Source organism: Erythrobacter rubeus (assembly GCF_014705715.1).
GTDB classification, from domain to species: domain Bacteria; phylum Pseudomonadota; class Alphaproteobacteria; order Sphingomonadales; family Sphingomonadaceae; genus Erythrobacter; species Erythrobacter rubeus.
On sequence record NZ_JACXLC010000001.1, the window covers coordinates 3,012,965 to 3,038,748 of the forward strand.

Annotated in this window: 24 protein-coding genes; 16 read left to right on the forward strand and 8 right to left on the reverse strand. The window is 55.9% G+C overall.

Annotated features, from left to right (window positions below):
- The 4 genes from IB285_RS14805 (at nt 1) to IB285_RS14820 (ending at nt 1,748) form a co-directional block, all read left to right on the forward strand.
- Nucleotides 1-228 (forward strand): DUF2274 domain-containing protein, encoded by a 228-nt coding sequence (locus IB285_RS14805; protein WP_190788883.1) that lies wholly within the window; start codon nt 1-3, stop codon nt 226-228.
- Nucleotides 218-472 (forward strand): helix-turn-helix domain-containing protein, encoded by a 255-nt coding sequence (locus tag IB285_RS14810; RefSeq protein WP_190788884.1) that lies wholly within the window; start codon nt 218-220, stop codon nt 470-472. Before IB285_RS14805 ends, IB285_RS14810 begins: the two co-directional genes overlap by 11 nt.
- Nucleotides 473-1,165: 693 nt before the next feature.
- Nucleotides 1,166-1,456, forward strand: coding sequence for a type II toxin-antitoxin system RelE/ParE family toxin (locus IB285_RS14815; protein WP_190788885.1), 291 nt, complete (start codon nt 1,166-1,168; stop codon nt 1,454-1,456).
- A complete protein-coding gene (locus IB285_RS14820; protein WP_190788886.1) occupies nt 1,446-1,748 on the forward strand; it encodes a HigA family addiction module antitoxin in 303 nt (100 codons plus the stop codon). Before IB285_RS14815 ends, IB285_RS14820 begins: the two co-directional genes overlap by 11 nt.
- A 194-nt stretch (nt 1,749-1,942) precedes the next feature.
- On the opposite strand, the gene IB285_RS14825 is transcribed toward IB285_RS14820, so the two are convergent.
- Together IB285_RS14825 and IB285_RS14830 are read right to left on the reverse strand one after the other, a co-directional pair.
- Nucleotides 1,943-3,202: a cation:proton antiporter domain-containing protein gene (locus IB285_RS14825; protein WP_190788887.1), complete on the reverse strand. Its 1,260-nt coding sequence runs from the start codon at nt 3,200-3,202 to the stop codon at nt 1,943-1,945.
- 10 nt (nt 3,203-3,212) lie between these two features.
- Complete coding sequence (locus tag IB285_RS14830; protein WP_190788888.1) at nt 3,213-5,006, reverse strand: SLC13 family permease; 1,794 nt, start codon at nt 5,004-5,006, stop codon at nt 3,213-3,215.
- 104 nt (nt 5,007-5,110) lie between these two features.
- Between IB285_RS14830 and IB285_RS14835 the strand changes: the two genes are divergently transcribed.
- Nucleotides 5,111-5,425: an NADH dehydrogenase ubiquinone Fe-S protein 4 gene (locus IB285_RS14835; protein ID WP_190788889.1), complete on the forward strand. Its 315-nt coding sequence runs from the start codon at nt 5,111-5,113 to the stop codon at nt 5,423-5,425.
- A gap of 75 nt (nt 5,426-5,500) precedes the next feature.
- Here IB285_RS14835 and IB285_RS14840 read toward each other — a convergent pair whose 3' ends face one another.
- From IB285_RS14840 to IB285_RS14855, 4 genes are all read right to left on the reverse strand, one after another.
- Complete coding sequence (locus IB285_RS14840; RefSeq protein WP_190788890.1) at nt 5,501-6,001, reverse strand: Hsp20/alpha crystallin family protein; 501 nt, start codon at nt 5,999-6,001, stop codon at nt 5,501-5,503.
- A 129-nt stretch (nt 6,002-6,130) separates the two neighbouring features.
- Nucleotides 6,131-6,817 (reverse strand): HdeD family acid-resistance protein, encoded by a 687-nt coding sequence (locus IB285_RS14845; RefSeq protein WP_190789159.1) that lies wholly within the window; start codon nt 6,815-6,817, stop codon nt 6,131-6,133.
- A gap of 58 nt (nt 6,818-6,875) precedes the next feature.
- Nucleotides 6,876-7,796, reverse strand: a complete 921-nt coding sequence (locus IB285_RS14850; RefSeq protein ID WP_190788891.1) for a YfdX family protein — start codon at nt 7,794-7,796, stop codon at nt 6,876-6,878.
- 211 nt (nt 7,797-8,007) lie between these two features.
- Nucleotides 8,008-8,502, reverse strand: a complete 495-nt coding sequence (locus IB285_RS14855) for an Hsp20 family protein (protein ID WP_190788892.1) — start codon at nt 8,500-8,502, stop codon at nt 8,008-8,010.
- Between the two features lie 314 nt (nt 8,503-8,816).
- Here IB285_RS14855 and htpX point away from each other — a divergent pair, with 314 nt between their 5' ends.
- The 7 genes from htpX to IB285_RS14890 all read left to right on the forward strand — a co-directional run bounded on the left by htpX (nt 8,817) and on the right by IB285_RS14890 (nt 13,871).
- Entirely contained in the window at nt 8,817-9,683 is an 867-nt protein-coding gene (gene htpX / locus IB285_RS14860; RefSeq protein ID WP_190788893.1) for a zinc metalloprotease HtpX, read from the forward strand.
- A 130-nt stretch (nt 9,684-9,813) separates the two neighbouring features.
- Nucleotides 9,814-10,062, forward strand: a complete 249-nt coding sequence (locus tag IB285_RS14865) for a hypothetical protein (protein ID WP_190788894.1) — start codon at nt 9,814-9,816, stop codon at nt 10,060-10,062.
- 293 nt (nt 10,063-10,355) lie between these two features.
- The gene (locus tag IB285_RS14870; protein ID WP_190788895.1) at nt 10,356-10,928 is read left to right on the forward strand and encodes a hypothetical protein; all 573 of its coding nucleotides are present in this window, start codon (nt 10,356-10,358) and stop codon (nt 10,926-10,928) included.
- Nucleotides 10,918-11,265, forward strand: a complete 348-nt coding sequence (locus tag IB285_RS14875; protein WP_190788896.1) for a hypothetical protein — start codon at nt 10,918-10,920, stop codon at nt 11,263-11,265. Before IB285_RS14870 ends, IB285_RS14875 begins: the two co-directional genes overlap by 11 nt.
- 337 nt (nt 11,266-11,602) lie before the next feature.
- Complete coding sequence (locus tag IB285_RS14880; RefSeq protein ID WP_190788897.1) at nt 11,603-12,361, forward strand: hypothetical protein; 759 nt, start codon at nt 11,603-11,605, stop codon at nt 12,359-12,361.
- Nucleotides 12,354-13,169, forward strand: coding sequence for a hypothetical protein (locus IB285_RS14885; protein ID WP_190788898.1), 816 nt, complete (start codon nt 12,354-12,356; stop codon nt 13,167-13,169). Before IB285_RS14880 ends, IB285_RS14885 begins: the two co-directional genes overlap by 8 nt.
- Before the next feature lie 108 nt (nt 13,170-13,277).
- Nucleotides 13,278-13,871: an ATP-dependent nuclease gene (locus tag IB285_RS14890; RefSeq protein ID WP_190788899.1), complete on the forward strand. Its 594-nt coding sequence runs from the start codon at nt 13,278-13,280 to the stop codon at nt 13,869-13,871.
- A gap of 1 nt (nt 13,872) precedes the next feature.
- Here IB285_RS14890 and IB285_RS15070 read toward each other — a convergent pair whose 3' ends face one another.
- A complete protein-coding gene (locus tag IB285_RS15070) occupies nt 13,873-14,025 on the reverse strand; it encodes a hypothetical protein (RefSeq protein WP_234033253.1) in 153 nt (50 codons plus the stop codon).
- Here IB285_RS15070 and IB285_RS14895 point away from each other — a divergent pair, their 5' ends adjacent.
- Both IB285_RS14895 and IB285_RS14900 read left to right on the forward strand, forming a co-directional pair.
- Nucleotides 14,026-15,285: an ATP-dependent nuclease gene (locus IB285_RS14895; RefSeq protein ID WP_234033255.1), complete on the forward strand. Its 1,260-nt coding sequence runs from the start codon at nt 14,026-14,028 to the stop codon at nt 15,283-15,285.
- Nucleotides 15,248-17,173, forward strand: a complete 1,926-nt coding sequence (locus tag IB285_RS14900; protein WP_190788901.1) for a UvrD-helicase domain-containing protein — start codon at nt 15,248-15,250, stop codon at nt 17,171-17,173. Before IB285_RS14895 ends, IB285_RS14900 begins: the two co-directional genes overlap by 38 nt.
- Nucleotides 17,174-17,460: 287 nt before the next feature.
- Here IB285_RS14900 and IB285_RS14905 read toward each other — a convergent pair whose 3' ends face one another.
- The gene (locus IB285_RS14905) at nt 17,461-18,165 is read right to left on the reverse strand and encodes an endonuclease/exonuclease/phosphatase family protein (RefSeq protein ID WP_190788902.1); all 705 of its coding nucleotides are present in this window, start codon (nt 18,163-18,165) and stop codon (nt 17,461-17,463) included.
- A gap of 1,484 nt (nt 18,166-19,649) precedes the next feature.
- Between IB285_RS14905 and IB285_RS14915 the strand changes: the two genes are divergently transcribed.
- Together IB285_RS14915 and IB285_RS14920 are read left to right on the forward strand one after the other, a co-directional pair.
- The gene (locus IB285_RS14915; protein ID WP_190788904.1) at nt 19,650-20,573 is read left to right on the forward strand and encodes an IS1595 family transposase; all 924 of its coding nucleotides are present in this window, start codon (nt 19,650-19,652) and stop codon (nt 20,571-20,573) included.
- A gap of 1,692 nt (nt 20,574-22,265) precedes the next feature.
- A partial coding sequence (locus tag IB285_RS14920; RefSeq protein ID WP_190788905.1) for an Ig-like domain-containing protein occupies nt 22,266-25,784 on the forward strand: 3,519 nt, incomplete at its 3' end.

Genomic DNA, 25,784 nt, shown 5'->3' on the forward strand with positions numbered 1-25,784 from the left:
ATGGCCGATATCAAATTGCCCAAACTGCCGCCGCGCAAACCAGTCAAGCTGACGATCACGATCGACCCCGAACTCGATGCGTTGCTCGCCGATTATGCGGCGATCTATGCCGCGACCTACGGCAGCGAGGAGATGGTTGCCGAGCTTATTCCCTATATGCTGTCGGCCTATCTTGCCGCCGATAGGGGATTCGCGAAGGCGCGAGCGGCGTTGCGCGATGGGGCGTAAGAGGTTGACCGCGCAATCCGATCGCCTAGCGGGCTTCGAGACTCTGCCCGCCGAGCCTTTGTCGGTTCGCATTCCGGTTGCGGTCAAGCTGACGGGTCTGAGCAGATCAAGGATTTACGAGTTCATAGAATCCGGTGAACTTGAGACGTTCAAGATCGGTGCCTCCACCTTCATTCCTTATGCCAGCCTGCGTGCTTTCATAGATTCCTATCGAACACGCGAAGAAGGAACTGATCCGGATTAGGTGCGTGCACTCACCAGTTGCCAACCGACCATCATCTGCGTCGTGTTTCGCCGTTCCATTTGCATGTCAGAGTTTCGAAAAATGATATTTCGCCAAACCGCTCTTAAAGAAATGACATTTCGTGCCGAGAAATGGTTTTTCGTGGGCTGGAAATCTGGAACGCAGTTCTCACGCCGAAACCGGCCGGGCCATTGAAGCGCGCCGATAGCTTTTGGCCGATGCCACAAATGATTTCGCCAAACGCGCGCATCGACCTGCAAGCGAGTGATTGAGGAGGTATTTTGGCGGGTATCGAGCTGTTCCTGTTTTCGAATAACACCGAAAAAACAGATTGATAGGCAAGATAATCTGGTCCGCTTTTGGCACCAGAGATTTAAGCTACTGAAATATATAGTGAAAATGGGGTAATTTGAGGACTCTTATCGGTTCTCCAAATCACTGTCTCGGCTTGTCTTTTCCGTTCTCTTTCAGTGTCTAACGGTCTCTTGCCGCCAAGTATCTGGTTGTCCCGGATCGAACTAGCTTGAAATTCTTGCGGGCCTTTTCGCGGCCTTTTCAGAAAGCCACATTCCGAGGCCCGCAATCGCCTAGTTCGGCTCCCTGTTAAAGAAGGTTGATTGGATCGCATCTCGCCTGAGCGTCGTGTGTCGCGCGACGCTTGACAAATCAAGGCGTAATAGCTAGCGAGACCTCATGGAAATCGAATCCATTAGGCACAAAGGCCTGCGCCGCTTCTTCGAAACCGGCAATCCTAAGGGCTTGGTGGGTGATGTCGGAAGGTTGCGCAAGATGCTCGCCTTCATCGATGCAGCCGAAAGCATGGATGAGTTGTTTGTGCCGCCCAATTTCGGTCTCCATGAACTTGTAGGAGACCGAAAAGGTACTTGGTCGATGACGGTAACGCGCAACTGGCGCCTGACATTCAGACTGAATGAGCAAGGCGCGTTGATTGATATGGATATGGAGGATTATCATGGCGCTTAAGATGCACCCATCGCTTGCAGTCCATGTCGGCGAATGGCTGAAGAGCGAAATTGTCGAGCCTGCCGGTGTCAGCGTAACCGATCTCGCTGCACACTTCGGTGTCTCGCGGCAGGCGCTGAGCACGCTGCTTAATGGCAATGCCAGTCTCTCTGCCGATATGGCGATCCGCTTCGAGAAGGCCTTCGGGGTTAAAGCTGATACCTTGCTGCGGATGCAGACAGCCTATGAGCTCGCACAAGCCAGAGCGCATGAGGACGATATCAAGGTCAGGAAGTTTGCAGAGGCTGCTTGAAAGCCGCCAATTTTGCGCTGCCCAACGTGGAGCAGAAGCTCATCGAACTCCAGGGCCAGTTTTACCCGCCTAATATTTTGAATGGCAGGAAATGGGCCGCAAGCGGTCGGTCCGGTTTTGGTAGCCAAATCGGGAAAAGCAGACGTCCAAATTTTGAAATTGATCGCGCAAATTTAGAACGTCTAATGTCACTCTTAGGAACAGTCCTTCGACGACGGTTGTCCATGATTAGCCGAGCCTGAAAGGCGTCCATTCGCCTTGATAAGAAATGCCGCGAAAATCATCGAAATAACGATTGCACCGAGCAGGGGCTGGCCGATCGCTTCCGGGATGACGTTCTGCGAAAGCGCCAACGTCAATATGAGCAGCGCAAACTCGCCGCCATGCGCCAAGATCGCGCCGATCCGCGCGGCCACTTCGACAGGTTCTCCGATCAGGCGCGCGAGGGCAAAGACCAGCAGACCCTTGCCGACGACAAGCGCGGCCACGAATCCAACGACCAGATCGGCTTTGGGAACGATTATGGAAAGGTCGACGCGCAATCCCACCGAGACGAAGAACAGACCGAGCAGCACCGCACGAAACGGCGCGATATCGGCTTCGGCATCGTCCTTGAAGCGGGTCTCACCAAGGATCATTCCTGCGAGAAAGGCGCCAAGCGGCGGCGATAAGCCGATCTCATGCGCGGCCCAGGCCGCTCCGATGACGATGGTGAGCATGGCAAGCATGAAGAGCTCGCGAGAGCCGGTGCGATGGACCAGCGAGACAATTCCCAACAAAAGGCGCCGGCCGATCAGGAGCGCGGCGCCGAACGCGAGGACCGCGATGCCGAGCCTTGCACTCAACTCGTTCCAGACCCCCGCATCGATAGCGGCTATCGATTGCGCGGGTGTAGACAGTCCATAGGTGGCGATATCGGCCCCGTCGTCGTGGCTGCTTCCGACCACGCCCAGCGCCGCAACGAGGACAAGGAATGGTAAGGTCGCCAGGTCCTGAAACAGGAGGGTCCCGACTGATGCTCGCCCGTGGCGTGTATCGAGTTCGCCCTGGTCGGTGAGCTGGCGGATCGTGATCGCGGTCGACGACATCGCAACCGCCCCTCCAAGAAGCACCGCTGCCAGAAACGAAACCCCCGCTGTTAGCGCCAACCCGGCAACGATTGCGCTGGTGCAAAGTACCTGCAGGCCGCCGAGCCCAAGCACTGCACGGCGCGAGGCCAGAAGAACGGGTAGCGAAAATTCCAGGCCCACATAGAACATGAGGAAGACGATGCCGATCTCGGCGAGTAGCTCGAGCTCTGGGCTCGCTTCGAGCAGGCCAATTCCGGTGGGACCGATCATGAGCCCAACGAAGATGTATCCGATGAGCGTGGGTGCGCCGATGCGCTGCAACACCAGTGTGACGGCGAGACTTGCCGCAAGAAGCACAGTGACGATGGTGAGCAAGTCGGTCATCGGCAGGCTCTCACACGTAAATCCACCAGATGGTGACGCATGTGGCGAGGCCTACGACGACATTCATGGGCAGGCCGATCTTGAGGAAGTCGACGAACCGGTATCCGCCCGTCGCATAAACGATCGTGTTGGTCTGGTACCCGATCGGCGTGGCGAAGCTAGCTGAGGCGGCGAACATGACCACCAGCAATAGCGCGCGGGTATCCACCCCGACGCTGTTTGCGAGGTCGATGACGATAGGCGTCATGATAACGGCAACCGCGTTGTTGGTGACCACCTCGGTCAGAAACGAGGTGAGCGCGTAGACGAGGATTAGCACCAGGAATATCGGGAGAACGGTGAGCGCAGGTTGGACGGCGTCGACGATCAGGTCGACGGTGCCAGCGCCTTGTAGCCCGAGCCCGATCGCGAGCATTCCGAAGATGAGGACGATCACATTGCCCTCGATAGCGTGCCAGGCTTCTTCGGGATCGATGCAGCGCGTGACGAGAACGAGCGTAACGCCAAGAATGGCCAGCAGGTCGATGGGCGCGACCTGAAATGCCGCGAGAGCAATAATCGCGAACATCGTCGCGATCGCAATCGGCGCCTTGTACCGGCGATAGGGCCTGATATCGGGTTCATCGATATCGATGAGATTGACGTTGTCGCGAATGTCTGCCGCTGCTTCTGGCGGGCAGCGGATCAGGAATTGGTCGGCGGGGCGGACGCGGACGGTTTCGAGTGTGGGGCCGGGCAGGTGCCGCGAACGCGAAACTCCAAGAACTCGCGCGCCGCTGCGGTTGAGAAACGGAATATCCGTTAGGCGCTGGCCTATGGCGGGATGAGATGGCCCGATAGACGCTTCGACGATCCGATCGTCGGGCGAATTGGCAATCTCGCGCTTGGCAAGACCGAGATCGGCATCGAGCTCCTCGCTCAACCCCAGTAATTCTGCCTGGTCCGCAGCGACAACCAGTTCGTCGCCTGCAGCGAGTTCGAACGTCGTATCAGGATTGCGAGTGAGGTGACCACTTCTTCTGATGGCGAGCAGCCGAACACCGGAGCGCTGCAATGCGCCGATATTTTCAAGTTTCCGCCCAACCCAGGAACTAATCGAGCGCACACGAATGCGGGTCAAATACCGTTCCTCGATCGGCCGACCGCCAGCACGATCCATGGGTCCATCGCTATCAGGGAGGAGGTAACGGCCGAGAAGAAGCAGCGTACCGATACCGGCTCCCGCAGCGATAAGCCCGATGCCCGTCAGTTCGAATATCCCGAACGGTGCCTCTCCCGCGCGCTGCGCCACGCCATCGACGATCAGATTGGTCGAACTCCCGAGCAGGGTCAGCGAGCCGCCCATGATCGAGAGGTATGAGAGCGGAATAAGCAGTCGCTGCGCGCTCGATCCGGCGACGGCGGCGATCCGCCGCACGATTGGCGCAAGAACGATGACCACCGGTGTGTTGTTCACGAGCGCCGATGCAAAGAAGGTGCCGCCGAGAAGCTCGGAAATCGACCGTTTAGGTGTGCGTTCAGCGCGCCGCGTTGCGATACTGGCCAGAGCTTCGATTACACCCGTGCGGACAAGCGCAGCCGAAAGGACAAACATCGCTCCAATAGTGAGCGGTGCAGGGTTGCCGAACACGGCCTGGAGTTCGCTGCGTGGCAGATAACCGAGTGCGAGCATCACGCTCGCTCCGACAAGAGATATCGTCACCGGTGCCAGTCGTTCGGATATGAAGGCAGCAAAGACGAGCGCCAATATTACGAACCCGATCCAGGCCGAATTGCTCTCCACAAAGACGCTCAGTGCTGTCATTCGTTTCTGCTCTTCTCTACTGCCCATTCCGCGTCGCTCATAGGAACAATTTCAGTGCCTAGTGCGTCGAATCATCGGACCTGAAAAGCTCCAGAGACAAGAGGATGACACGCACCGATAAGGCAGGATTGGGGCACAATCTTCCGCCCCGTCACCCGAAACAACCCGGCACCAATCTTGCAGCCAGCGAGATCCCGGCGGCGCGCATCTACCGAGAGCCCAAATCCGTGATGCAAGGCGGCTCCCGCAAACGGCCATGGGTGCTCGAATTTCCAGCTTCCCGCCCCTTGACCGCGGATCCGCTTACCGGATGGACGCGCACTGATGACCCTTTCCGGCATATCCGGCTAACCTTCCCTGATCGAGACAGCGCTGTAGGGTTCGCGGAGAGACAGGATTGGGATTACACAGTGCGCTAGACCAAAGCGGCAATTCGAAACCCTTAAGTTGAGAAAGGAGCGACCGGAGTTCCCGGCCGCTCCTCTTCAGGCCTGTCAGTGGCGCGTTTCCTGATTGATAGGAATACGCCGCCCCGACAGCGACTTCTGCTCATCATGCGGCAGATGGATCCTGAGGACGCCGTCGCGGAACTCCGCGCTCACCTTGTCCTCCTGGATGCCCTGCGGCAGGCTCATCCGACGCTCGAAGCGGCCGTAGAAGCGTTCGGAATATCCGCTTGCTTCATCGCCGTCCTCGGAGCGTCGCTCTCCGCGAATGACCAGCATGCCGTCATCGAGCGAGAGCTCGACATCGTCTTCCGACATGCCCGGGACCTCTGCGGTCACGAGTAATTCGCCGTCCTTGCGGCGCACTTCGATATTGGGCCAGCTTGGCGTCGATGCGAAACTGGGCAGCCCGAACGAGCCAAAGGCCTGGTCGAACAGCCGGTCGATATCACTTCGCAGCGTCGAGACCGGGTCGCTGCGTTCGTCTCGCCGAGCGACCGGAAGACGCTCTTCATTGCGAGACCATGGAATCAAGTCACGTACATTCATCTTCTTCTCCTTTCACTTCGCGTTACAAACGAGGGTGAGGGATGCCGCCTGGAGGTTGTGCGAACACCCCTCGTTGGATGCCGACACAATCGGTGCCGGCAAACTGAGGTCGTGTCATCGCCTTTCTATTCAGGCTGGCGAAGCCGCATGCTCTTTGCCGTTTCTTCCATCCTTGTCGGCTCGATCCCGGGCGCGCTGATATTCGCGCAGCCGGAAACCAAGCGCTCCTAAGATGGCGGCCGCGCACAGCGCATAGCCTCCGATCAGGAAGCCTGCCGCGACAATCGTCGTCTCGATATTCAGCGCGATCAAAACCATCACGCCGATACCGAGCAGGATGGAGAGAAGGCCGCTGGTTGCCAGCAGCCATTCATTCTCGATCTCGCGGCGCAAGCGAATGGCGGCATACATTTCAAGACCGCCAGTCAGGATCGCCCAGGCTGCAACCAGCGCAATCGTCGCCAACGCGTAGGCGAAGGTCGCTGCGAACGGCATCGCTGCAATAATGATACCCGCACCAAGCCCGAGCAGGCCGCGCAGGATGTACATTCCCCAGCGGTCCTCCTTTGATCGCGCGCCCTTGATCCCGGTGATGAGCGAGAAAATCCCATCGACCGCCGCAAAGGCCGCGAACACGAGGGTGAAGGCGAAGACCGCGCTGGTCGGGAAAACGAAGGCCGCGACCGCCAGAGCGAGGCACAGCGCGGCGCGTAGCATGAACCAGCCCCAGTTTGTGGCTGGAACATATGCAGGGGTATCTGCCACATGGAGATCGCCACGGGCGAGATCGCAGGGTGTCGTCGTCGAAAAAAGCATCATATCCTCCTTTCGAAGGTCTGATGCGGTCGGACCGTGCCGACCGCACCGTCCTTGGTTACGTCGTCAGACGGTCCTTCAACGAATTGAACTGCCGCTCGATGGAATCGAAGAGGCTGTCTGATTCCTCGCCCGCTTCGATCTGCTCTTCGAGCTGCTCAATATCGTCGTCGAGTTCGTCGCGTGCATCACCCGCCTCGTAGCCGAGCGCTTCGGCCATTTCGAGCTGGGTGCGCGCGGCACCGAGATGCGTGGCAATTTGGTCCTTCTGTTCGTCGGAAAGGGTCGTTACTCCGCCCGCTTCGTCCAGAAGCGCACGCGCCGCATCGACGCTGGCTTCAGCGCGGAGCATCGGCAGAGGCACGGTTGCTTCGGTCACAACGATTGTCGAGAGCGCCGTATTCAGCGTGCGCACCGCAAGCTCCTCCTCTCCGCGATCGAGCTGCGCTGCGGCGAGCTTGATTGCATCGGGATAGGTGAGCAGCGGCAGGTTGGCCGTGCGGATCACGATTTCGCTAGCAAGACCGGCAATCAGGCGGCGCGCTTCCTGCAGGCGCCCCTCATCGGTCAATTCCTCGATCTCGTCGCGCAGTTCCCTCACCGCTTCGGGCGTGGTGAGAACATCGCGCTCGACGATCGAGACATCGACCGGCGCTAGCGACAGGCCGGGATCACGTGCCAGGATGAGTTCGAGCTTACCGGTCGCGACTGCGAGGGCATCGAGCGCTTCCTGTGTGTTCTCTTCTTCGAGAGCCGTGATCGCCTTCTGCGTCTCGCTCAACGCTTCGGTTGCTTCTGCAAGCAGCTGGGCGCGGCGCTCGGAGATAGTCTTATCGGTTTGCGCCTGAACATCGGCCTCCACTTCCTCGGTGGTTTCGACCGGTTCGATTTCGGTTTCGGCTTCCTGAGCGCACGCGGCGGTCGGGAAGGCCAGTGACAGAGCGGCTGTCGCCGCCAAGAGTTTCGATTTGCGCAGCATGGGTATCCTCCTTTCGTTCGCTGCAAAGGAGCGTCGTTCGCCGACGCTCTATCGAGCTGCATGGCGGGCGGGATCATCCAAATAGGGCGGAGGTCGCTGATCGTTCGCGCACCGCACATCGCCCGGTCCGGTCAGCCCGGCCCGCCATGCCCCCGTCCGGACCGGGTGCTGGTGCACCCGACCCGGCGAGGGTTAGCTCGATGGTCTGGGTTCAGGCCGCTTTCTTCTCGGCCTTGTCCTTCGACTTGCCGTCGGTGATCTGCGGCGCGTTGTCGTTGCCGCTTGCACCGATTTCGATCTTGCGCGGCTTCATCGCTTCGGGAACGACGCGCTCGAGCGAAAGCGTCAGCATGCCGTTCTCGTAGCTTGCATCCTGGACTTCGACATAGTCGGCCAGCTGGAACCGGCGCTCGAAAGCGCGCGTCGCGATACCGCGATGGATCACCTCGACGCCGTCTTCATCTTTCTCGGCCTTTTCGCCGGAGATGATAAGCTGGTTCTGCTGAGCGGTGATGTCGATCTCGTCCGGGCTGAAGCCAGCCACCGCGAGCGTGATGCGGTAGCTTTCTTCGCCTGTGCGGGCGATATCGAAAGGTGGATAGCCGTCCTGCGTATCGACGCGAGAGCTTCGCTCGAGCGCGTCGAACAGACGGTCGAAACCGACGGTGGAACGCCGGTAGGGAGTAAAATCAAATGCAGTTCTCATTTCCAAATCCTCCTTGTTGAGCAATCTGGGCACGAGAAGCGTCGGGGAACGAAAGAGCCGACGCCCTCTGTCCAACCGGACCCGGAATTGGCGCCCGGCATATTCGATCTAGTTTGGCCGAAAGCGGTTTCAAGAGGGTATTTCGCAAAAAATTACCTTCATGATTTCAGACTTGTACGAGGAATCTCCGATCATTCGCGTCGAGCGATACGGCACACGAATTTTCAGAATGAGAGATATTGAACCGGTCACCGGGCTTCCTAAATCTCAAACAGGAATTCTTGGTATGTTCCACTTTGGTTGGAGGATGAACAGTGAACTACATGAAGACATTTCTTCTGCTCGCTGCCCTGACCGCGTTGTTCATGGGCACCGGCTACATGATCGGCGGCACGGGCGGCGCTTTGATCGCGCTCGCTATCGCAGCCGCAATGAATGTCGTGACATACTGGAAGGCCGACAGGATCGTGCTGTCGATGCACGGCGCACGGGAAGTCACGGCGAGGTCCTCACCGGACTTCTACAGCATCGTTGCCGTGCTAGCGCAGCGCGCCGGCCTTCCCATGCCGAAAGTCTATGTGATCGATAGTCCGCATCCGAACGCGTTCGCGACGGGGCGTAATCCGGAAAACGCAGCCGTCGCGGCCACGACTGGTTTGCTCGATATGCTCTCACGCGACGAGGTTGCAGCGGTCATGGCGCACGAATTGGGTCATATCCGCAACCGCGACACGCTTATAATGACGATGGTGGCGACAATTGCGGGTGCGATTTCGATGCTCGCCAATTTCGGCATGTTTTTCTCGAGCGATAGCCGGAATAATCCACTGGCTCTGATCGGCGCGGTTCTGCTCGCACCCTTCGCGGCGATGATCGTACAGATGGCGATCAGCCGGACTCGTGAGTTCGGTGCGGACAAGGCGGGAGCCGAAATCTGCGGCGATCCCGATGCGCTCGCTTCGGCTTTGCGGAAGATATCGCAGGCTGCACAGCGCATTCCGAACCAGGTCGCCGAGCGCAACCCTGCTGCGGCGCAGCTCTACATCGTACCGACGAACGTGGGCGAGCTGTTCTCGACCCATCCAGCCACCAACCGAAGGATTGCGGCGCTGAAACAGATGAAGCAGCTACCGCAGTCGCGCAGGCGGTTGTCGGGGCCGAGAACGCCGCAGTTTGGCTGAATTGGTGAGAGCCGGGCAGGTATTTCATTAAGGACAGCACGTGAAGGCAAGATCTGCCCGGTCATTTAACTTAACACTGGTCGCCGCATCCCAGTCGCGGCGCGCGACACGACTGAAAGGAGGAAAAACCATGTCGCGGTCAATTGCAAGCTATCTCGATCCCTTCAATGTAGCCGGACACCCTTCGCTGGAACCCGAGGTGAAACGCGCGATCCTCGCATCTTGGGCATTCGATAAAAACGCGGTCGAAAATCAGCCCGCAATGCGGCATCCGCCCGATTTGGATAAGCCGGTTTCGATCGACGATATTCTCGATGCAATGCGCACGCTCGATCGGCAGCGTGATAGCCCGCGACAATCAGGCCGAATGTCAGACTGAGACAACATCCGATTGGCCATCTTGCTCACGGTCCGCTTTCCGCCACAAAAGCGGACCGTTACATCACCAACCAATCCGGCTAAATCGCGTGGGCTGCGTTTGGGCCGATTGCGGAAGGTCCGCTTTCGGTCAAGCGCGCCAGGGAAGCTGAACTTCCACGAGAGTGTTTTGGCATGATACAATCTGCAGACACACTCACTGGCGTTGATAGATTTCCCCAAGCGATCTCTTCACAATCTTGACAGGATGACTGCGACTCACCTACCTCACGTAAGACACGTGAGGAATATGAGATGAAGCTTTCAATCCGCGATATCACCGGCAGCAGTATTCTTGCTGGTGCGCCCAGCGGCCGCAGTCTTTTCGCACATCTAATTGATGCGCTTCCCAAGGGCACTGATTCTCCGCGAGCAATTTTCTTGGACTTCGACGGAATTGAGGTCGCAACCGCCAGCTATTTGCGCGAGTCTGTTTTGGAATTTCGCGACTATACGCGTGGTCGTAAGACTCCGTTCTATCCGGTTATAGCCAATGCCTCGCCCAACGTGATTGATGAGTTGATCGAGCTCGTCCAGCCGCGCGCCGATGTGCTCTTGTCTTGTAAGCTCGATGAAGAGGGCAAGATACTTAGGACTCAGCTCATAGGCGTGCTTGAGCCGATGCAGAGGGTTACGTTGGAATTGCTAAACAACTTAGGTGAGGCAAGCGCTTCACAACTTCGCGATGTGGGCTCGGACGATATCAAAACGACTGCATGGAACAATCGCCTTGCGGCCCTATGCAACCTCGGACTCATCGCCGAGAATAGCATGGGCCGCACCAAGCTTTATCGCCCCCTTTTGAGCGGAGGAAACCATGGGTACTGAGTTTCTGGCTAAGACTAAGCGTGCGTTCAAGAAAAGCTGGGACAAATCGGCAGAGCTTGCGAACACTCCCGACCTCTTCCGCAAGGAGGTCGAGACGACCTCAACCTGCTTCGAGGCAGAGACACTCGAAGGCGTTAATCCAGATATCGGTGACGAATTCTGCGTTCGCATTGAGGACGGGAAACTGATTGGGCGCGATGGACTGACGCCAACCATTCGTCTCAGCAATCCTACTCCCGCGACCCGGGCAGCGATCGAAAGCGCCGGCGGGGTGGCGACCGCCAAGGTCATCAACCTCGATGCCATCAGCGGCGTTGTCGAAGTCTCGATCAGCTAGACTGACGATGACCAAGAAGTCCGCCCACCGCAGCTACTGGTACCAGAGCGATGCACCTATCTCTATCGGATGCGCAGGGTGTCCCGAGCGCAGCGAGTGCGGTGGCCAGAAGGTATTGGTGGGCGGCTTTGATTGTCTCGATAACTGTTGCCATAGTCCGGAATCTTGCGACACCGTGTGCCCCAATGGATCTGATTTCGTGTCCCGACTACGCGAAGTCGGCGGCCTGGGACTTTATGGCCCGCATGCTTCCCCACTTCCTTTAGATCTGCCTCGATATGCTCCGGTCCTCTACAACAGCACCGGGCGGACTGTCCCATTCGACGCGCCAGCAGTCGTGATCAAGCTCTATGCGCTGATATCGCGCTCTGGAGGACCTCGATTTCTAAGTCGCCATGAGCTGTGCGAAGCTTTTCAGATTAAGCTCGAAACACCGATCATCCTAACAGGTGTAGCCCGCGATACCGAAGTTGAGAAATGGTGGGGTCTGGAAGCGGGCGGTCGTCGAGTCATGCTCGAGAATTTTCGCGATCTCGGCATCGAAATGATCACCACTCCAAATTTCAGTCTCATGCTCGATCGTCCGCGCTGGGATGATTTGCACGCCATGAAGCGAATTCTCATTGCACATCATGAGTTCATCGCGGCCGGACAACCAGCTGCGCTACACGTAAACTCTCGTTGCGACCGGGATTTCGAGCGCTGGGCGGATTATGTGGCTGCACATGATGAGGTTACACATCTCGCATATGAGTTTGCGACCGGTCCTCGGCATCCCGAACGGATGATCTATCATGCAAACGGTCTTTGCCGGATCGCACGTCGAGCCAATAGACGCATGGGGCTAGTAATCCGTGGAGGCTCAAGTCTCGCCCCCAGTTTAGCTGAACACTTCGACGTTACCATTGCAGACACTTCGCTCTACGAAAAATCACAACATCGCCGGGTGTGCCACTTAGACGAAGCTGGACACCGCAAGTGGCGGTTTCGTCAGACGCCAGCTGGGGCACCGATCGACGAAATTTTTGCTGAAAATCTCGGCATTTCCCTAAGCTGGGCTCGCGAGTTGATACCGGAACGCGTGCTCGTTGACTGACCTCTTCACTCCAAAATTCGGTTTTGCCGAGGTTGATGGCGTAGCGCGTGCGCGCGAACGTGGCATTGAACCGCGCCTCAAACCAAGCGGTTACAAGGTTGAGGAGATTGGTCCGCTAGCCGAATTCTTGCACAATGCTGAATCCGACAACCCAAGCATACCAACCTGGCTTGATGCGGATAGTCTTGACCGTTTCTTCGGAGCCCTTTCCGTATCGGGAGCGACGTCACAGAGCGCTGGATCGAGCCGAGCATGGCTGTGTGGAAGCGAGCTTTCGGACGAGGAGATGATCACCACTTTTCAGCAACGCGCACATCTTTCAGCAAAGAAGGCTGGCTTTGCATCCAACTCGCCCTTCATCGCTAGCGCTCTTGGCGAATTGATCGGTAACGTCGTTGACCATTCCAACGCAGTGGAGACGGGTAAGGCACTTCTTCTGGCGAAGAATGGGCAAATCGAGCTAGTTGTGAGCGACCGTGGGATTGGAGCGCTTTCGAGCTTGCGCACGTGTGAATTGTTTGTGTCCCTTTCAAATGAAGGGGAAGCCCTCACCAAAATGATTGAGAAAGGTGTTTCGCGGTTTGGCGAAGCCAGCTCTCATGGTTTTGGTTTTCGGCCGATCTTTGAGAAGTTGGCCAACATGACAGGATATCTGCGTTTCCGTTCAGGCGATTATGCACTGACACTTGATGGTAGGTTTGGCGACAAGGTGAGCCTACAATTGGCGCAGAAGCCGCGTCTTCCAGGCTTCTTCGTTAACGTGGTGTGTCGGCTGGATAACAAGAGGACGGATCGTATTGCTTTATAAAATGCATTATAGCGCCCGTAACTTCAGGAGGATTGCAACCTTGAATACTGATCTATTGCCTGGAATTTCAAGACAAGCGGAAATAATTCCGAGCCGTTAGAGCAGCATATGCATATTGAATCTGTCACTCTTGCGAACTTTCGCTGTTTCGGACCGGACCCCACCGAGGTTAGGCTGGGCCCTGAAATCACTGCCCTGATTGGATCAAATGGGGCTGGCAAAAGCGCCTTTATTGAAGCACTACGCCGTCTGTTTGGTGCAACCCGCGTGGAACGGACTCTGACGCGGTCCGATATCTATTTCAGTCCCGAGGAGTCGCCCGACGAAGTCGGTACAAGACAAGTCATCATCGACGTTGTCTTTGCACTCCCCGAGCTTGATGAAGCCGACGAAGCTGATGCAATCCGGACTGTTCCGGAAGTTTTCCAGGTCATGACTTCGTCAGGCCCTGGCGAGCCACTGCGAGTTCGTATGCGCCTCGAAGCCGAATGGACCCATGGCGAAAGCTACACCGACGATATCGAGACTAGAGTCTATTGGGTTTCCCATCTCGACGAGGTCGAATTCGGAGAGGAAGGGGGTGCACATCTCGACAAGCAGAGGGTGCAGGCATCTGACCGTAGCAAGATCCAGCTCTTCTACGTGCCGGCAACCCGCGATAGCGGCGCGGTCACCCGTCAGGCTACGGCAAATCCTCAATAGGCTAGAGCGGAGTGGTGATTTCGGAGACGACACGGAAGCCGATATTCAGACCATCAGCCACGACTTGCAGGAGAGAGTTGATGAGCTTGATGCCGTAAAATGGATTACCGACAATCTCGAGACTAACTGGGCACGCCTCCACGAGGGCGTGCATATGCAAAAGCCGCGATTGACCGTTCTATCGCAAGAATTCACCCAGATAATTCGTAGCCTTACCGCCAAGGTCGGCCCCGCGCCGGAAGGTCGCGAGAGAGGCATTGAGGAACTGAGTGAAGGGCAAACTTCACTCTTCTTTCTCGCACTCTCGGCGACGTTAGCCCAGCTTGAAGCCGAAATTGCCAACGGCACGCCACCAGACGGCTTCTCCGACCTCGACATATCTCCCCCAGCACTGACAATTTATGCCGTTGAGGAGCCCGAAAATCATCTGGCACCCTTCTACATATCCCGCCTCATGGCCGTACTCGCGGATCTTTGTCAGGGTGTGCAGGCTATGGGCCTCGTCACAAGCCACTCTCCCGCGATCCTTCGGAGGGTGCCCCCCGAATCCATTAGACATTTCCGCTTGGATTCGGACGCTTGCGTCTCAAGGGTGAATACGATCGCGTTCGATGCCGAAAAGGATACCGAGAAGTTCATTCGTCAGGCAGTGCATTCACAGCCGGAAATCTACTTCGCGAAGCTTGTGATTCTAGGCGAGGGGGACAGCGAGGATATCGTTATCCCGCGCATAGCCAAGGCGTTGGGTGTTGACCTTGATCCCTCGTTTGTGTCGTTTGCCCCGTTGGGCGGAAGGCACGTCAATCACTTCTGGCGCTTGCTCAACTGCCTCAAGATTCCATTCCTAACACTTCTGGATTTTGATCTGGGGCGTCACGGCGCGGGTCCCCTGCGATTGAAATATGCCTACGATCAGTTTTCCAAGCTGGAGGATATTGAAGTCCCGGATTGGGTAAAGGGTGATCCTGATACGGCGAACTACTGGAGGACACGCAAGGAAGCCGGCATCAGACTATGGCGCAAGTGGATGACCGATCGGGGCGTCCATTATTCCTATCCGCTTGATCTTGATATGATGATGGTGAGGGCGTTCCCTGACGCCTACGAAGTCGAAGGAATGGGCGACCCCGACGATCTCGAAAAGCTCTTGGCATCGGTTTTCGGTAAAGGTGACGGAATGGAGGCCTACGAAGAAAAGGCCCCTGAAGAAGATCACCCGACTGATCTCGAACTGGCCGGGTACGACTACTGGTTCAAAAAGCGCAGTAAGCCTGCCTCGCATATAGAGGTGCTGGCGAAATTGACGGACGAGGAAATTGTGGCGAACTGCCCCGAGCCTTTGCGCCTCCTGATTGAGCAGGCCAATGAAATTCTAAATGGACCGCAACCGGACGATCTGGACGGGTTGCTTTGAGATGGCTTTCGTTGACCCAGGTGAGTGGCAGCCGACTGACGGCATCAATCTCGAAGACGCTGCCGAGCGGGTCGTGAAATCCCAAACCAACAAGAGCGTAATTGCGGGGCCAGGCGCAGGGAAAACGGAGCTTCTGGCCCAAAGGGCCGTATTCCTGTTGCAGACAGGGTTGTGCAAGCCGCCTCAAAGGATACTCGCCATCAGCTTCAAAAAGGATGCGGCGAAGACCCTGAAAGATCGAGTCTCCAGCCGCTGTCCGGCAGAGCAGGCCAGCCGCTTCGACTCATTTACATTCGATGCCTTTGCAAAGAGCCTTCTTGACCGCTTTCTGGCGCTCGCGCCCGACTGGTGTAGACCGCCGCGCGATTACGGAATCTATTTTCCTAACCGCGATGAGTGGCTTGATTTCCTGAATGGACTTGAACCACCCGCCGAACTCGGCGGCAAAGCGGCCGCACAAGCCCTGAGGCTCAACCGGATCGAAAACTGGGGGCCACTACCGCTAGAGTTCGGTGCGCCCGCAGACATGAAAGCGTGGGTCGCAGCAGAATGGTGGGAACACTGCCTAAGTATGCCGCAGGCGCGGATAACATTTTCAATGATCAATCGGCTTGCCGATGCAATTCTGACCCATAATCCGGGCGTTTCAATGGCCTTGAGGTTCACATACTCGCACGTTTTTCTCGACGAGTTCCAGGATACAACGAAGCCGCAGTATCGCCTTACAGGACGCGCCTTTCATGGCTCCAACGCCGTCATGACTGCTGTAGGTGATACGAAGCAGCGCATCATGACTTGGGCAGGGGCCGAGTCCGAGATTTTTGACTGGTTTGAAGAACATTTCGATGCAGAGCGCGAATTACTTCAAATGAACCATCGCTCGAACGCACGCATCGTTCAGATCATAAATGACCTCGTGACAGAGATCGAGCCGGACGCGGTCCAAACGATCTGTGCCAGAGCCGATGATGATGTGCCGGACGACGCTTCGGAATTCTGGGTATTCGATACCGATGATGAGGAATCTGCCAAGATCGCCGATTTCATCGAGGATGAAATTGCCAATGGTCGCCGCCCCGACGATTTTGCCCTCCTTGTGCGCGTGCGGGCGAATGACGCCGAAGACAGGCTCCAGCCATTCTTCGTCGAACGGGACATACGACTGCGTAACGAAGCGCGATCAATCGCGGGAACAGCCATCCAGGAGCTACTAGCCGACGAGGTGGTCAACCTCGTTCTGGGCTTCATCCGCCTTGCGCTCGGTGTTCGCGGGCAGGAAATCTATCGACCTGTGCAGGAAATCATCGGCGCCATACTCGGCACTGACTTTGAAAGTCCCCGCGATGTGAAACGGCTGGATGAACGGAACCGCCAGATCGTGATGTTCGTAAAGCAGCACACTGACACACCGCCGGCCGATACCGACATGGAAGCACTAGTAAATGGCGTGATTGAGGCCATTGAGGAACGTCCCTTACGCCGGGTATTCCGGCAATACGAGGATGACCGCTATTTCCGGCAGCTACTCACTTCTCTGTCCGAATTTATGACCGAATGCGCTGCCGAGGCGGATGATTGGGAGACCTTGATCAACGCCGTGGAGGGCAAAGGGCAAGTGCGGCTAATGACAGTCCACAAGAGCAAGGGGCTCGAATATCACACTGTAATCTTTGTTGGCCTGCATCAGGAGGCTTTCTGGTCCTATCAACGGAATCAGGAGGAAGAGACAAACGCCTTCTTCGTTGCGCTCTCGCGCGCCCGTGAGCGAGTCTACTTCACGCAGTCGCGGGAAAGCGGCGCAACAGCTCGCATCAAAAGATTGATCGAGCTTCTGGAAAGCGCGGATGTTCCTGTGGTTGAGTTCGCAGAAGGCGGTGATCCAAGCTAGAAGCCCTATGTCTGGTTTCTGGAGATCAGAAGTCCTATGTCTACGTCCTATATTGGGGCGCAAAGCTGCCTTCTCCCCCTAATACTAGCAAGTGGGTCGTGAGCGGCGTTGCAGAAAAGTGGTAGACAGCGGCCAGTCTTTAATTCCCACTAGGCAGTCTTTGTCTGTTGTGTGGGCGTCAGGGTATCGGTCACCGATACTTTTAGAAAAGTCTAGTGGTATCAATTGACTAAGTCTGGCTTGCGCTTGCGATCCTCATTGTCTCTTCACCACTTTCAATACGCGCTTTAGAAACGCATTCTCGCCCATACCGGAAGATGGTCCGAGGCCCGGGTCGCCAACGAAGTGCGGTGGACGCCCCACTCAAGGGCTTCGACACGATCGCAATGAATAATCCGATCAAGCCGGGCGACCGGGCGATTGCTGTGGAAGCTGCGGCCGCAATCGAGCACTTTAAAGTCCTTGCTGAACACTTTGAGACAGCCTGCATTGCGGCGCCACTCGTTCAGATCTCCTGTCAGGATTGTCGGATGCTCTTTCTGCTGCTCTTTCGCAAGATCGGCAATCACTTTGGCCTGCCGTGTGCGCCAAAGGCCTGAAAGATCGAGATGCATTCCAAAAATAGAAACGCATCGACCGCCAATGCCCAGCGTAGCCGCCACGACCCCTCTGGGTTCGAGATACGGGATATGGATGATGTCGTGGTGCTCAACTTTGATTGTGTTTCGCACAAGAATGGCGTTGCCATGCCATCCCATGGCGTCCTGCTGTACATCCAAAGGCACCGGCACGTAATCGGTATGCGCTTCGATCTGAAAAGTTGGAAGCGCGCTTTGCCGTCTGCCAAATCTGCGGTCAGCTTCCTGCAGAACGACGATATCGGCATCAATCTCCTTCAGCACATTGAGGATGCGGAGCGGCCTGCGCGTGAAGTCCGTCCCGATCGCTTTCTGGATGTTGTAGCTCGCGATTTTGGTTTCGGTTCGGGCCATTTGGGCGATGTCTCTCGGTTCTCAATCAGGTCAGCCATCAGCTGAGCAGTGTTTTCCCATATCCTTGAGTGAAGCGGACGCTGCAACCATGCAGCGAGGCTAAGCTGCTCACACTCGCCCAAGTGCTTCTAATGCCAAGGCCATTGCCTGAAGCAACGCCTCGCGCTTGTCGGCTGCGGTTTGATATCGGCAGCAACCGTCGACCCAAAAAGGTTCTCCTAAAGGCGAGTTGTTCCATTACAAAGGTGAAAACCGCGACTGAATGTAAATCTTCGACAGTTTTCAGATTCCGTGGAAAGCGAAAACACATCGTGACCACTAGCCGAACGACTCCGGGTCAAAAAGGTCAAGACGCTTAAGGGAGCACTTGGTTTGCGAAGCCTCAGTACCCCCACGCCCAAGGGGCACAGGCCGGTCCGTCAATCATGGAAATTTAGTCTGACAGAGTCGTCTCAATGTTTGCAGTAGATTAAACCGTAAGACGGACTCTTCTGGAGAGAGCCTATCGCCCTTTTTGATCTTGGCTATAAACCTCACGCCTTCAATTCGCCTCGACCGGGTTATCAAGGCACCTATCTGCATGCCCTATTCGATACGTTCCCTACAGAAGAGGTCTGCCTTGAGCACATCCTGCGGGTCAGGCACACTCTAAATCCCGTCTGTCCGAGATGCGGGGGTAAAGGGCGATGGAGGCGTCACGAAACCCAAAAACACTATTTTCATCCGTGTGGAGGCACTGTGTCGCCGATGACAAATTCTGTCTTTGACAGAACTCGAGTTCCGCTGCGTTTGTGGTTGTATGCGATGTTGACAATTGCAAACTCTGCAGAGGGTATCGCGAGCGAGAACCTCGCGCGTCAACTTAGTGTTTCCAGGCCAACGTCGCTTCGAATGTTAACCCGAATAAAGTACCATCTTGCTGCGCTTGATGCGAAAGTTCGGCTGGGCCATGCGAGCAGGCCTGTCTTGTGTCGGGTCATTACTTCTCGGAGAATACAGAACAATCAGAGAAATACTCGGAATATCGCCCGGATCCTCATCTTCGCAGATGGTACGAGCATTCGCACCTCAGTTATTTTTCGGCCGAAGCGATCAGATATTCTCGCATTAATAAAGAGCAATATTGTCGATGGTGCCTTGCTCTTTACAGATTGCTATTGGACCTCTCGCACGCTCTCAGCTTACGGAACGGCAAAACCACTAGCGCACCACGTTCCAAACGGTCTTGAGCATCTCCATTTCCATGGCGATCCCATTAGCGGATTTGCCTCTTACTTCAGACAGTCTTTCTTTGATCAGTATAGAGGCGTAACACTCGAAAAGTTCTGGCTGTATCTCAAGGAATACGAGTTTCGATTCAATCGTAGGAGAACGTCCAGTGCGACATTTTGGGACATGATTTCCGAATTTCCTGACTTAGCCGATCGCGATAGAAGACAGCTCAAGGATTCTTGCTCTCGCGTCAATCTGCGGGACGACCTTAATTGACCTTCACGGGAACAAGCATCGTCGAATTCTTCGACCGCTTTCCTGACGAGCGGGCCTGCCTTGCCCAAGTCTTCAGGACCAAATGGGGCGATCACTCGCCTTGCCCAAATTGTGGTGTCATTGGCGCTTGGGCGATCATTCGAGGGACGAAGAAATACAATCACAGGTGCCGCAAGCAATTCTCGCCAATGAAAGGCACTGCGTTTTACCGAACCAATCTTTCACTCATGGCTGTTTTCTATGCATTGCAACTCTTTGCCAACTCGTCGTCCGGGATACGTTCGACTTTCATCAGAAAACAGCTAGGTATCGGTCTGAGAGCAGCGCACCGGTTGTGCAATCAAGTGCGGTTGCACATCGCGGCATATGATCGGGCCCAGCAATTGGGCGGACCAGGTAAAACCGTTAGCGTCGACGAACTCTATCTTAGGCACTCCGTCAATAGACGGCAGAAACGACATGATGGTGCAATCGTTTTAGGCTTCGCTTGCGAGGGAAAAGTGCTTTGCGGAATTGTACCGGACCGCAAACGGGCTACCTTGCACCGCCATATTCGCAGACACGTCCGGCCGGGTTCCTCGGTGATTACAGATGACTGGTTAGGTTACAAAAAATTGGAGCAAGTTGGCTACCACCATATTTCGGTGAACCATAGCTTGGGGTATTTCTTTGATGAGTTTGGCCGGTCTACCAATGAGATCGAGACTTTTTGGGCAAGTATGCGCCGCTCCTTAAGGCTCTATCACCAGACTGCGGATCACAATCTATGGCGCTTCCTCGCAGAGATTGAATTTCGCTATAATCACCGTTTCAGCAAAGTTTCGCCGTTCGATATTCTCATTTCGCATTGGCCCGATCTCGAAAGCTTCGATCGCGGCGCGCTGCAACAGCGCTTTGACTGGCGGGTGCTCTCACTATGATCGCAACGATTGCACCATCATGTCCTTACCCGTCTGCAAGTCAGGCCATGAGAATTTGCCACCGAACTTGCTCGGCTGGGTAACTCACTCTGTAGGTCTGGCGATTGACGGGGTGGCGGTCTGAGTTCGGGGGGGCGTAGACTTTGACATACATCGAGGCGAACTTCCGCAGTGATTGCATCTGTTGAAAACGCGGCGTTGACTGTTTTCCTCGTCTGAAGCGCAGATGGCCCTTTTTAACTCAATTGCTCGACCAATGCTCTGCCACTCGTTTTTAGAGATTTCCCAGATCACGCATCACAGTCTGAAAAGACTTGAGGCCATATGTTACGATAGTTTCGGCAAAACCAGAGCGCTCCGAAGTTTCCTCGAAAAAGCGCCGAGCCGCCGATTTGTGACGTTTTAGGAGCCGTAGCTCTCAGTGACTTCGCCTTTCTGTCGACCGCGCGCTCAAATGATGCATCTCTCTAAAAGTCTTCACGAAAGCTTAATCAATGTTCCGACCCCGTGGGCCACAGTCAGCCCCCCCCGGCTTATCCGCTGGCGCTTGATACCGAGCGCGAAGATTGGTCGAAACCTATGCTAGCGCTTACGAAAGGCTGCACGACAGATGTCGGCACCGCGTTCCGGCAGCATTTCTCCACATTCCGCCAGCTCAGCGAAAAGCGCAGACACAACATCGAGACAAACTGAAGTAGCGAGTTGATGAGCTAAACAGGTTTGGCGGCTTTGCTCTCGACTTGCGGTTCATCCGCAACCGCGAGCAGCAGGATAGGCCAACTGCCACGCAAGTCTAACAGCGCGGATCGGGTCTACAGATCGAGCATACTGACAATCGCGAGGACAAACATGCCGATTGAAAAAACCAGGACGAAGTCGGTTTCCCACCATATTCCTTCGCGTGCTTCATCACTTGTAATGTCAAGACGTGCTAATATCCAAGATCGGATCGCCAAGAGCCAGCGTGGTTGGTGCATGGTCGAACGGTTAGACACAGGCGAGCTCAAAATACAACCTATGGGTTCATTCCAATTGCTTGCTGCCTCTTGCTCGCTGATGGGGTTTTCCCAACAGTTGAGATCCTGGTTTATTCGCATCCCAATTCTCTTTGCCTTTACCGGGCAACCAATACGACTTTGTTGAGGCCCGCTTTCAGCCAGCCCGCGGACGACCAAATCGTGGGCTGTCTTCGCGGCGAGACGTAGGCCTTTGCGGTGGTTCAGCAATCCCGCCGCAAGCTCAAGTAACGGTCAGGTGCCGGTACCAAATCTTCATGAGTCATCCTTCACTCGAACGCTGCTCCCACCTCGGCTACCGCAAATCCAGGATCGCGGCGATCGTCGAGCGCTACGATTCTCTGGGAAACCAGGCAGGTCCTGACGATGTAACAGCCCCATTGCTTATCGGCGGAGCTACTGGCACAAGATAAAGAAAGAACTAGGCGAAAAACATACGTATTTAGGCTCTTGCTTCGCCGCATAATAGCGACACGGGCTCAAATCAGTAGACGAGGTTTTCGCCCAACCGAGCTTTGCGGTGAGGCCTGCTGGATGTCCTGGAGCGCGTTTTGATATTCCTCACGGCAGTTAATGCTAAATACAGCTGTGCTGTGCTGAGCCGGAGAAAAATGATAAACGCGGAATAGCTGGCGATTTCGCTGCCAGCTACCGCTCCTGCCTTGAGGGCAAAAAATTGGTCGGGATCGCGATGAAAAAAAGACCCGGTTCACCAGGGCACATAATGTCGCTTGAACCGCGCATGATGTTCGATGGCGCGGGCGCTACGACGGCTGTGGCAATCGATTTGGGCACGTCCGATTTTTCCGGTGTCGCTTATACTTACGATAGCGCGGCTATCGTACCAATCGCACTCGATAGTCGCGTCGACGCGCCGGACGTGTTCCCTCCCGGCTTGAGTTCGCAGGCGAATCATGGTCCAGCGATTGGGCTGGAAGTCTCGTCAAGAAGAGAACTCTCGGCTCAGTCGACCTTCGATGAAGCGTCCAATAGGGTCGGCTCGGCGCTCATAGGAGATGACGCTGACACTACTCTGGTTGGCTCCGGTCGGGATGATACCCGGTTGTCCGGTCCGGGCTATCTTCGCGGCGATATCGTTTTTGAGGCCATTGACCCAATCGATGTTTTTCCGTCTTCGAGCTTGGCCTGGCAGCACGGGCAATACTCTGCTGACCTATATCGCAACGCCGCAAGCGCAAGTTCATTAGCGCTCTCTGTTCCGGAGGGCGGTTTTGCATACAGGGAGTCGCAACCACTAGAAATCGGTGGTTTCGACCATGGGGTTGCAGCTTTCGATCCAAGCGAGGCATTGCTCCTAGCGTCTAGCTCCGCCGCTGGAAATGAGTTCATCTTCATTGATACCAGCGTGGATAATTACCAGGAATTGGTCAAAACCTGGGAGGGCCGCGGTACGATCGTGCTAGTCGACAGCGACGCAGACGGTGTTGAGCAAATCCTGACCGCTTTAGCTGGCGAAAGAAACATTGCTGCAATCCATATTGTCAGCCACGGCGAAGAGGGGCTGTTCTGGCTTGGTGACACCCTGGTTAATAATGATACGTTGACCGGCGAACTCGCCCAGTTTTTTGCTGCAATCGGCTCAAAGCTCACCATTGATGGCGACATACTGATCTATGGGTGTGAGGTCGGCGAGGACCAAGCTGGTCAGGAGCTGCTCGATAGTCTTGCCGCAATCACAGGGGCAGACATCGCTGCTTCGATCGACGACACGGGCACGATCCTTCGTGGCGGAAATTGGATACTCGAGAGGCATCTTGGGTTCGTCGACGTAGAAGCCCTGACAGCTGAAAACTGGTATGGTTTGCTGGCGCCCACAGCGATCTCGGCGCCGGATGATTCCCTCACGGTGCGCGATGAGAATGGCAACATCTTGTCTCAGGGGGCCACGGGTTTTACTGCCTTTGGGCGCTTCTCCCCGCTGGTCCCAGCTGGCGGTACAGCTACGTGGGATAACGTTGGTACGCTGAGTGGCCAGGCAATCAGCCTACGCGCGACAGTGGTCAGTATTTCCAGCGGCGACGGCATTCGTTTCGAACGACCGGGTGTACTGAGCGATGATCCAACATTCGCAATTTTTGCGGGCGGCCCAACTTCAGAGAATGTGCAGATCGAAATACTCTGGGAAGCGTTCTTTACGGCCACCGGCGCCCCTGCAGAAATCGACGTCAACTTTACTGTAGCTGATATCGATGGTGCAGGAAATGTACCGCGCAGCCGAGAGTTCGTAACCGTCGATACCGATGCGCTTTCCTCTTTTCAAGCAGCCAACGGTTCGAATGTGCTCTTCGACACTTCGATCCCCGGCGAAGTCACTGCATCCGGCACGCAGAATGAGGGTGGCGGCGTGCCTTCAGCAGCTCGATTCAATTGGGTGGAGACGAGCAATTGGACGATTACATACAACCTTGTTCCAACGGCTGCTTCCAACGCGATATTTTCACATGACGGCGACGCCGATATCAATCTTGGAAATGGGGGGACGACGGTCTCCATCCCTCGGCTTGATCTGGACGACAACGATAGCACGACCGCGGGATCTAGCTATCTTGGAACATTCGTTGAAAATGGTCCTGCCGTCGCCGTTGTCGACAGCGACGTCACAGTTACCAACCCGAATGGAAATGTACGTGGGGCGACCATAACTCTGACAAACCCGCAATCGGGAGACGAGCTTCTGGTGAACGGCTCTACCGCCGCATCCGGTTCGCTCGGCGGCGCAATCTCGTACACGCGCACCGCCACCGAAATCATCATAACCGGCAATGGCAATGCTGCAGCTTACGAAGCCGCGCTCCGGGCCATCACCTTCCAGTCGCTCGGCGAACGCCCGAGCGAAGTCGATCGCGTCATCGAAATTGGTTTTGAGAACGCTTCGCTCTCGTCGAATATCGCTGTATCGACGATCCAGGTCACGGAAGTCAACGATCCGCCGACTGCGGTGAATGGCTCCCAGCAAACCACCGATGAAGACACCCCGATCACCAATATCAACGTGCTCGGCAATGATTTCGATGGTGACGGCGACAGCCTTACAGTGATCAGCGCGAGCGCCAATAACGGCACGGTCACGATCAACCCAAATGGCAGTTTAAACTACACGCCGAACCTGAATTTCAATGGCAATGACTCTATAACTTACACGATCAGCGATGGGCGCGGCGGCACTTCGGCTGCGGTCGTTCCGATTGTCGTCAATCCGGTGAACGATCAACCGACCACGGTCGGTAGCCTGCCATCGCAGGCTAATCAGGATGCGCAGGCGGGAATTTTCGTCGATGTGTCGAGCGGCTTCACCGATGTCGAAGATGGGGCCCTGACTTTCACAGCTAGCAATCTTCCCGCTGGCCTATCGATTGATCCGAGCACTGGCTTCATTACCGGCACGATCGACAATTCTGCGAGCCAGGGCGGTGCGGGTGGGGTCTACACCGTAACTATTACGGCAAGCGATTCCGGCGGACTTTCAACCACGCAGAGCTTTTCGTGGACAGTCACCAATCCGCCGCCGCAGGCCAACAATGATGGCGGCGCAGGGGTCGAGGATACGCCGATCACCGTCGATGTCATCGGCAATGATTTCGACCCTGATGGCGACACTATCAATGTGATTTCCGCAAGTGCCAATAACGGCACTGTTGTCATCAATCCCGATAATACGCTGACTTACACGCCAAACACGAATTTTAGCGGCCCGGATGTCATCAGCTATACGATCAGCGATGGCGAAGGCGGCACCGACACGGCCGTGTTCAATATTTTTGTGAATGCGCAGAACGATCCGCCGACGACCGTCGGCTCGCTCCCGCCACAATCCAACCTTGACGCCGATGGCGGAATCAGCGTGGCGACGGCGGGCGCGTTCAACGACATCGATGGCCCATCGGCAACCTACAGCGCGACTGGGTTGCCACCGGGCCTCTCAATCGACAGTACGACCGGCGAGATCACCGGCACGATCGACAATTCTGCGAGCCAAGGTGGTTTCGGTGGGGTGTACTCGGTTGCCGTAACTCTCAGTGATGGTGCAGGCGGTTCTGCTACTCAGAATTTCAGCTGGACGGTCACCAATCCGCCGCCGGTTGCTGCGAACGACACGGCTTCGACCGACGAAGATGTTCCGGTTAATATCGATGTGCTTGCCAACGACAACGATCCCGATGGCGATGCGTTGACG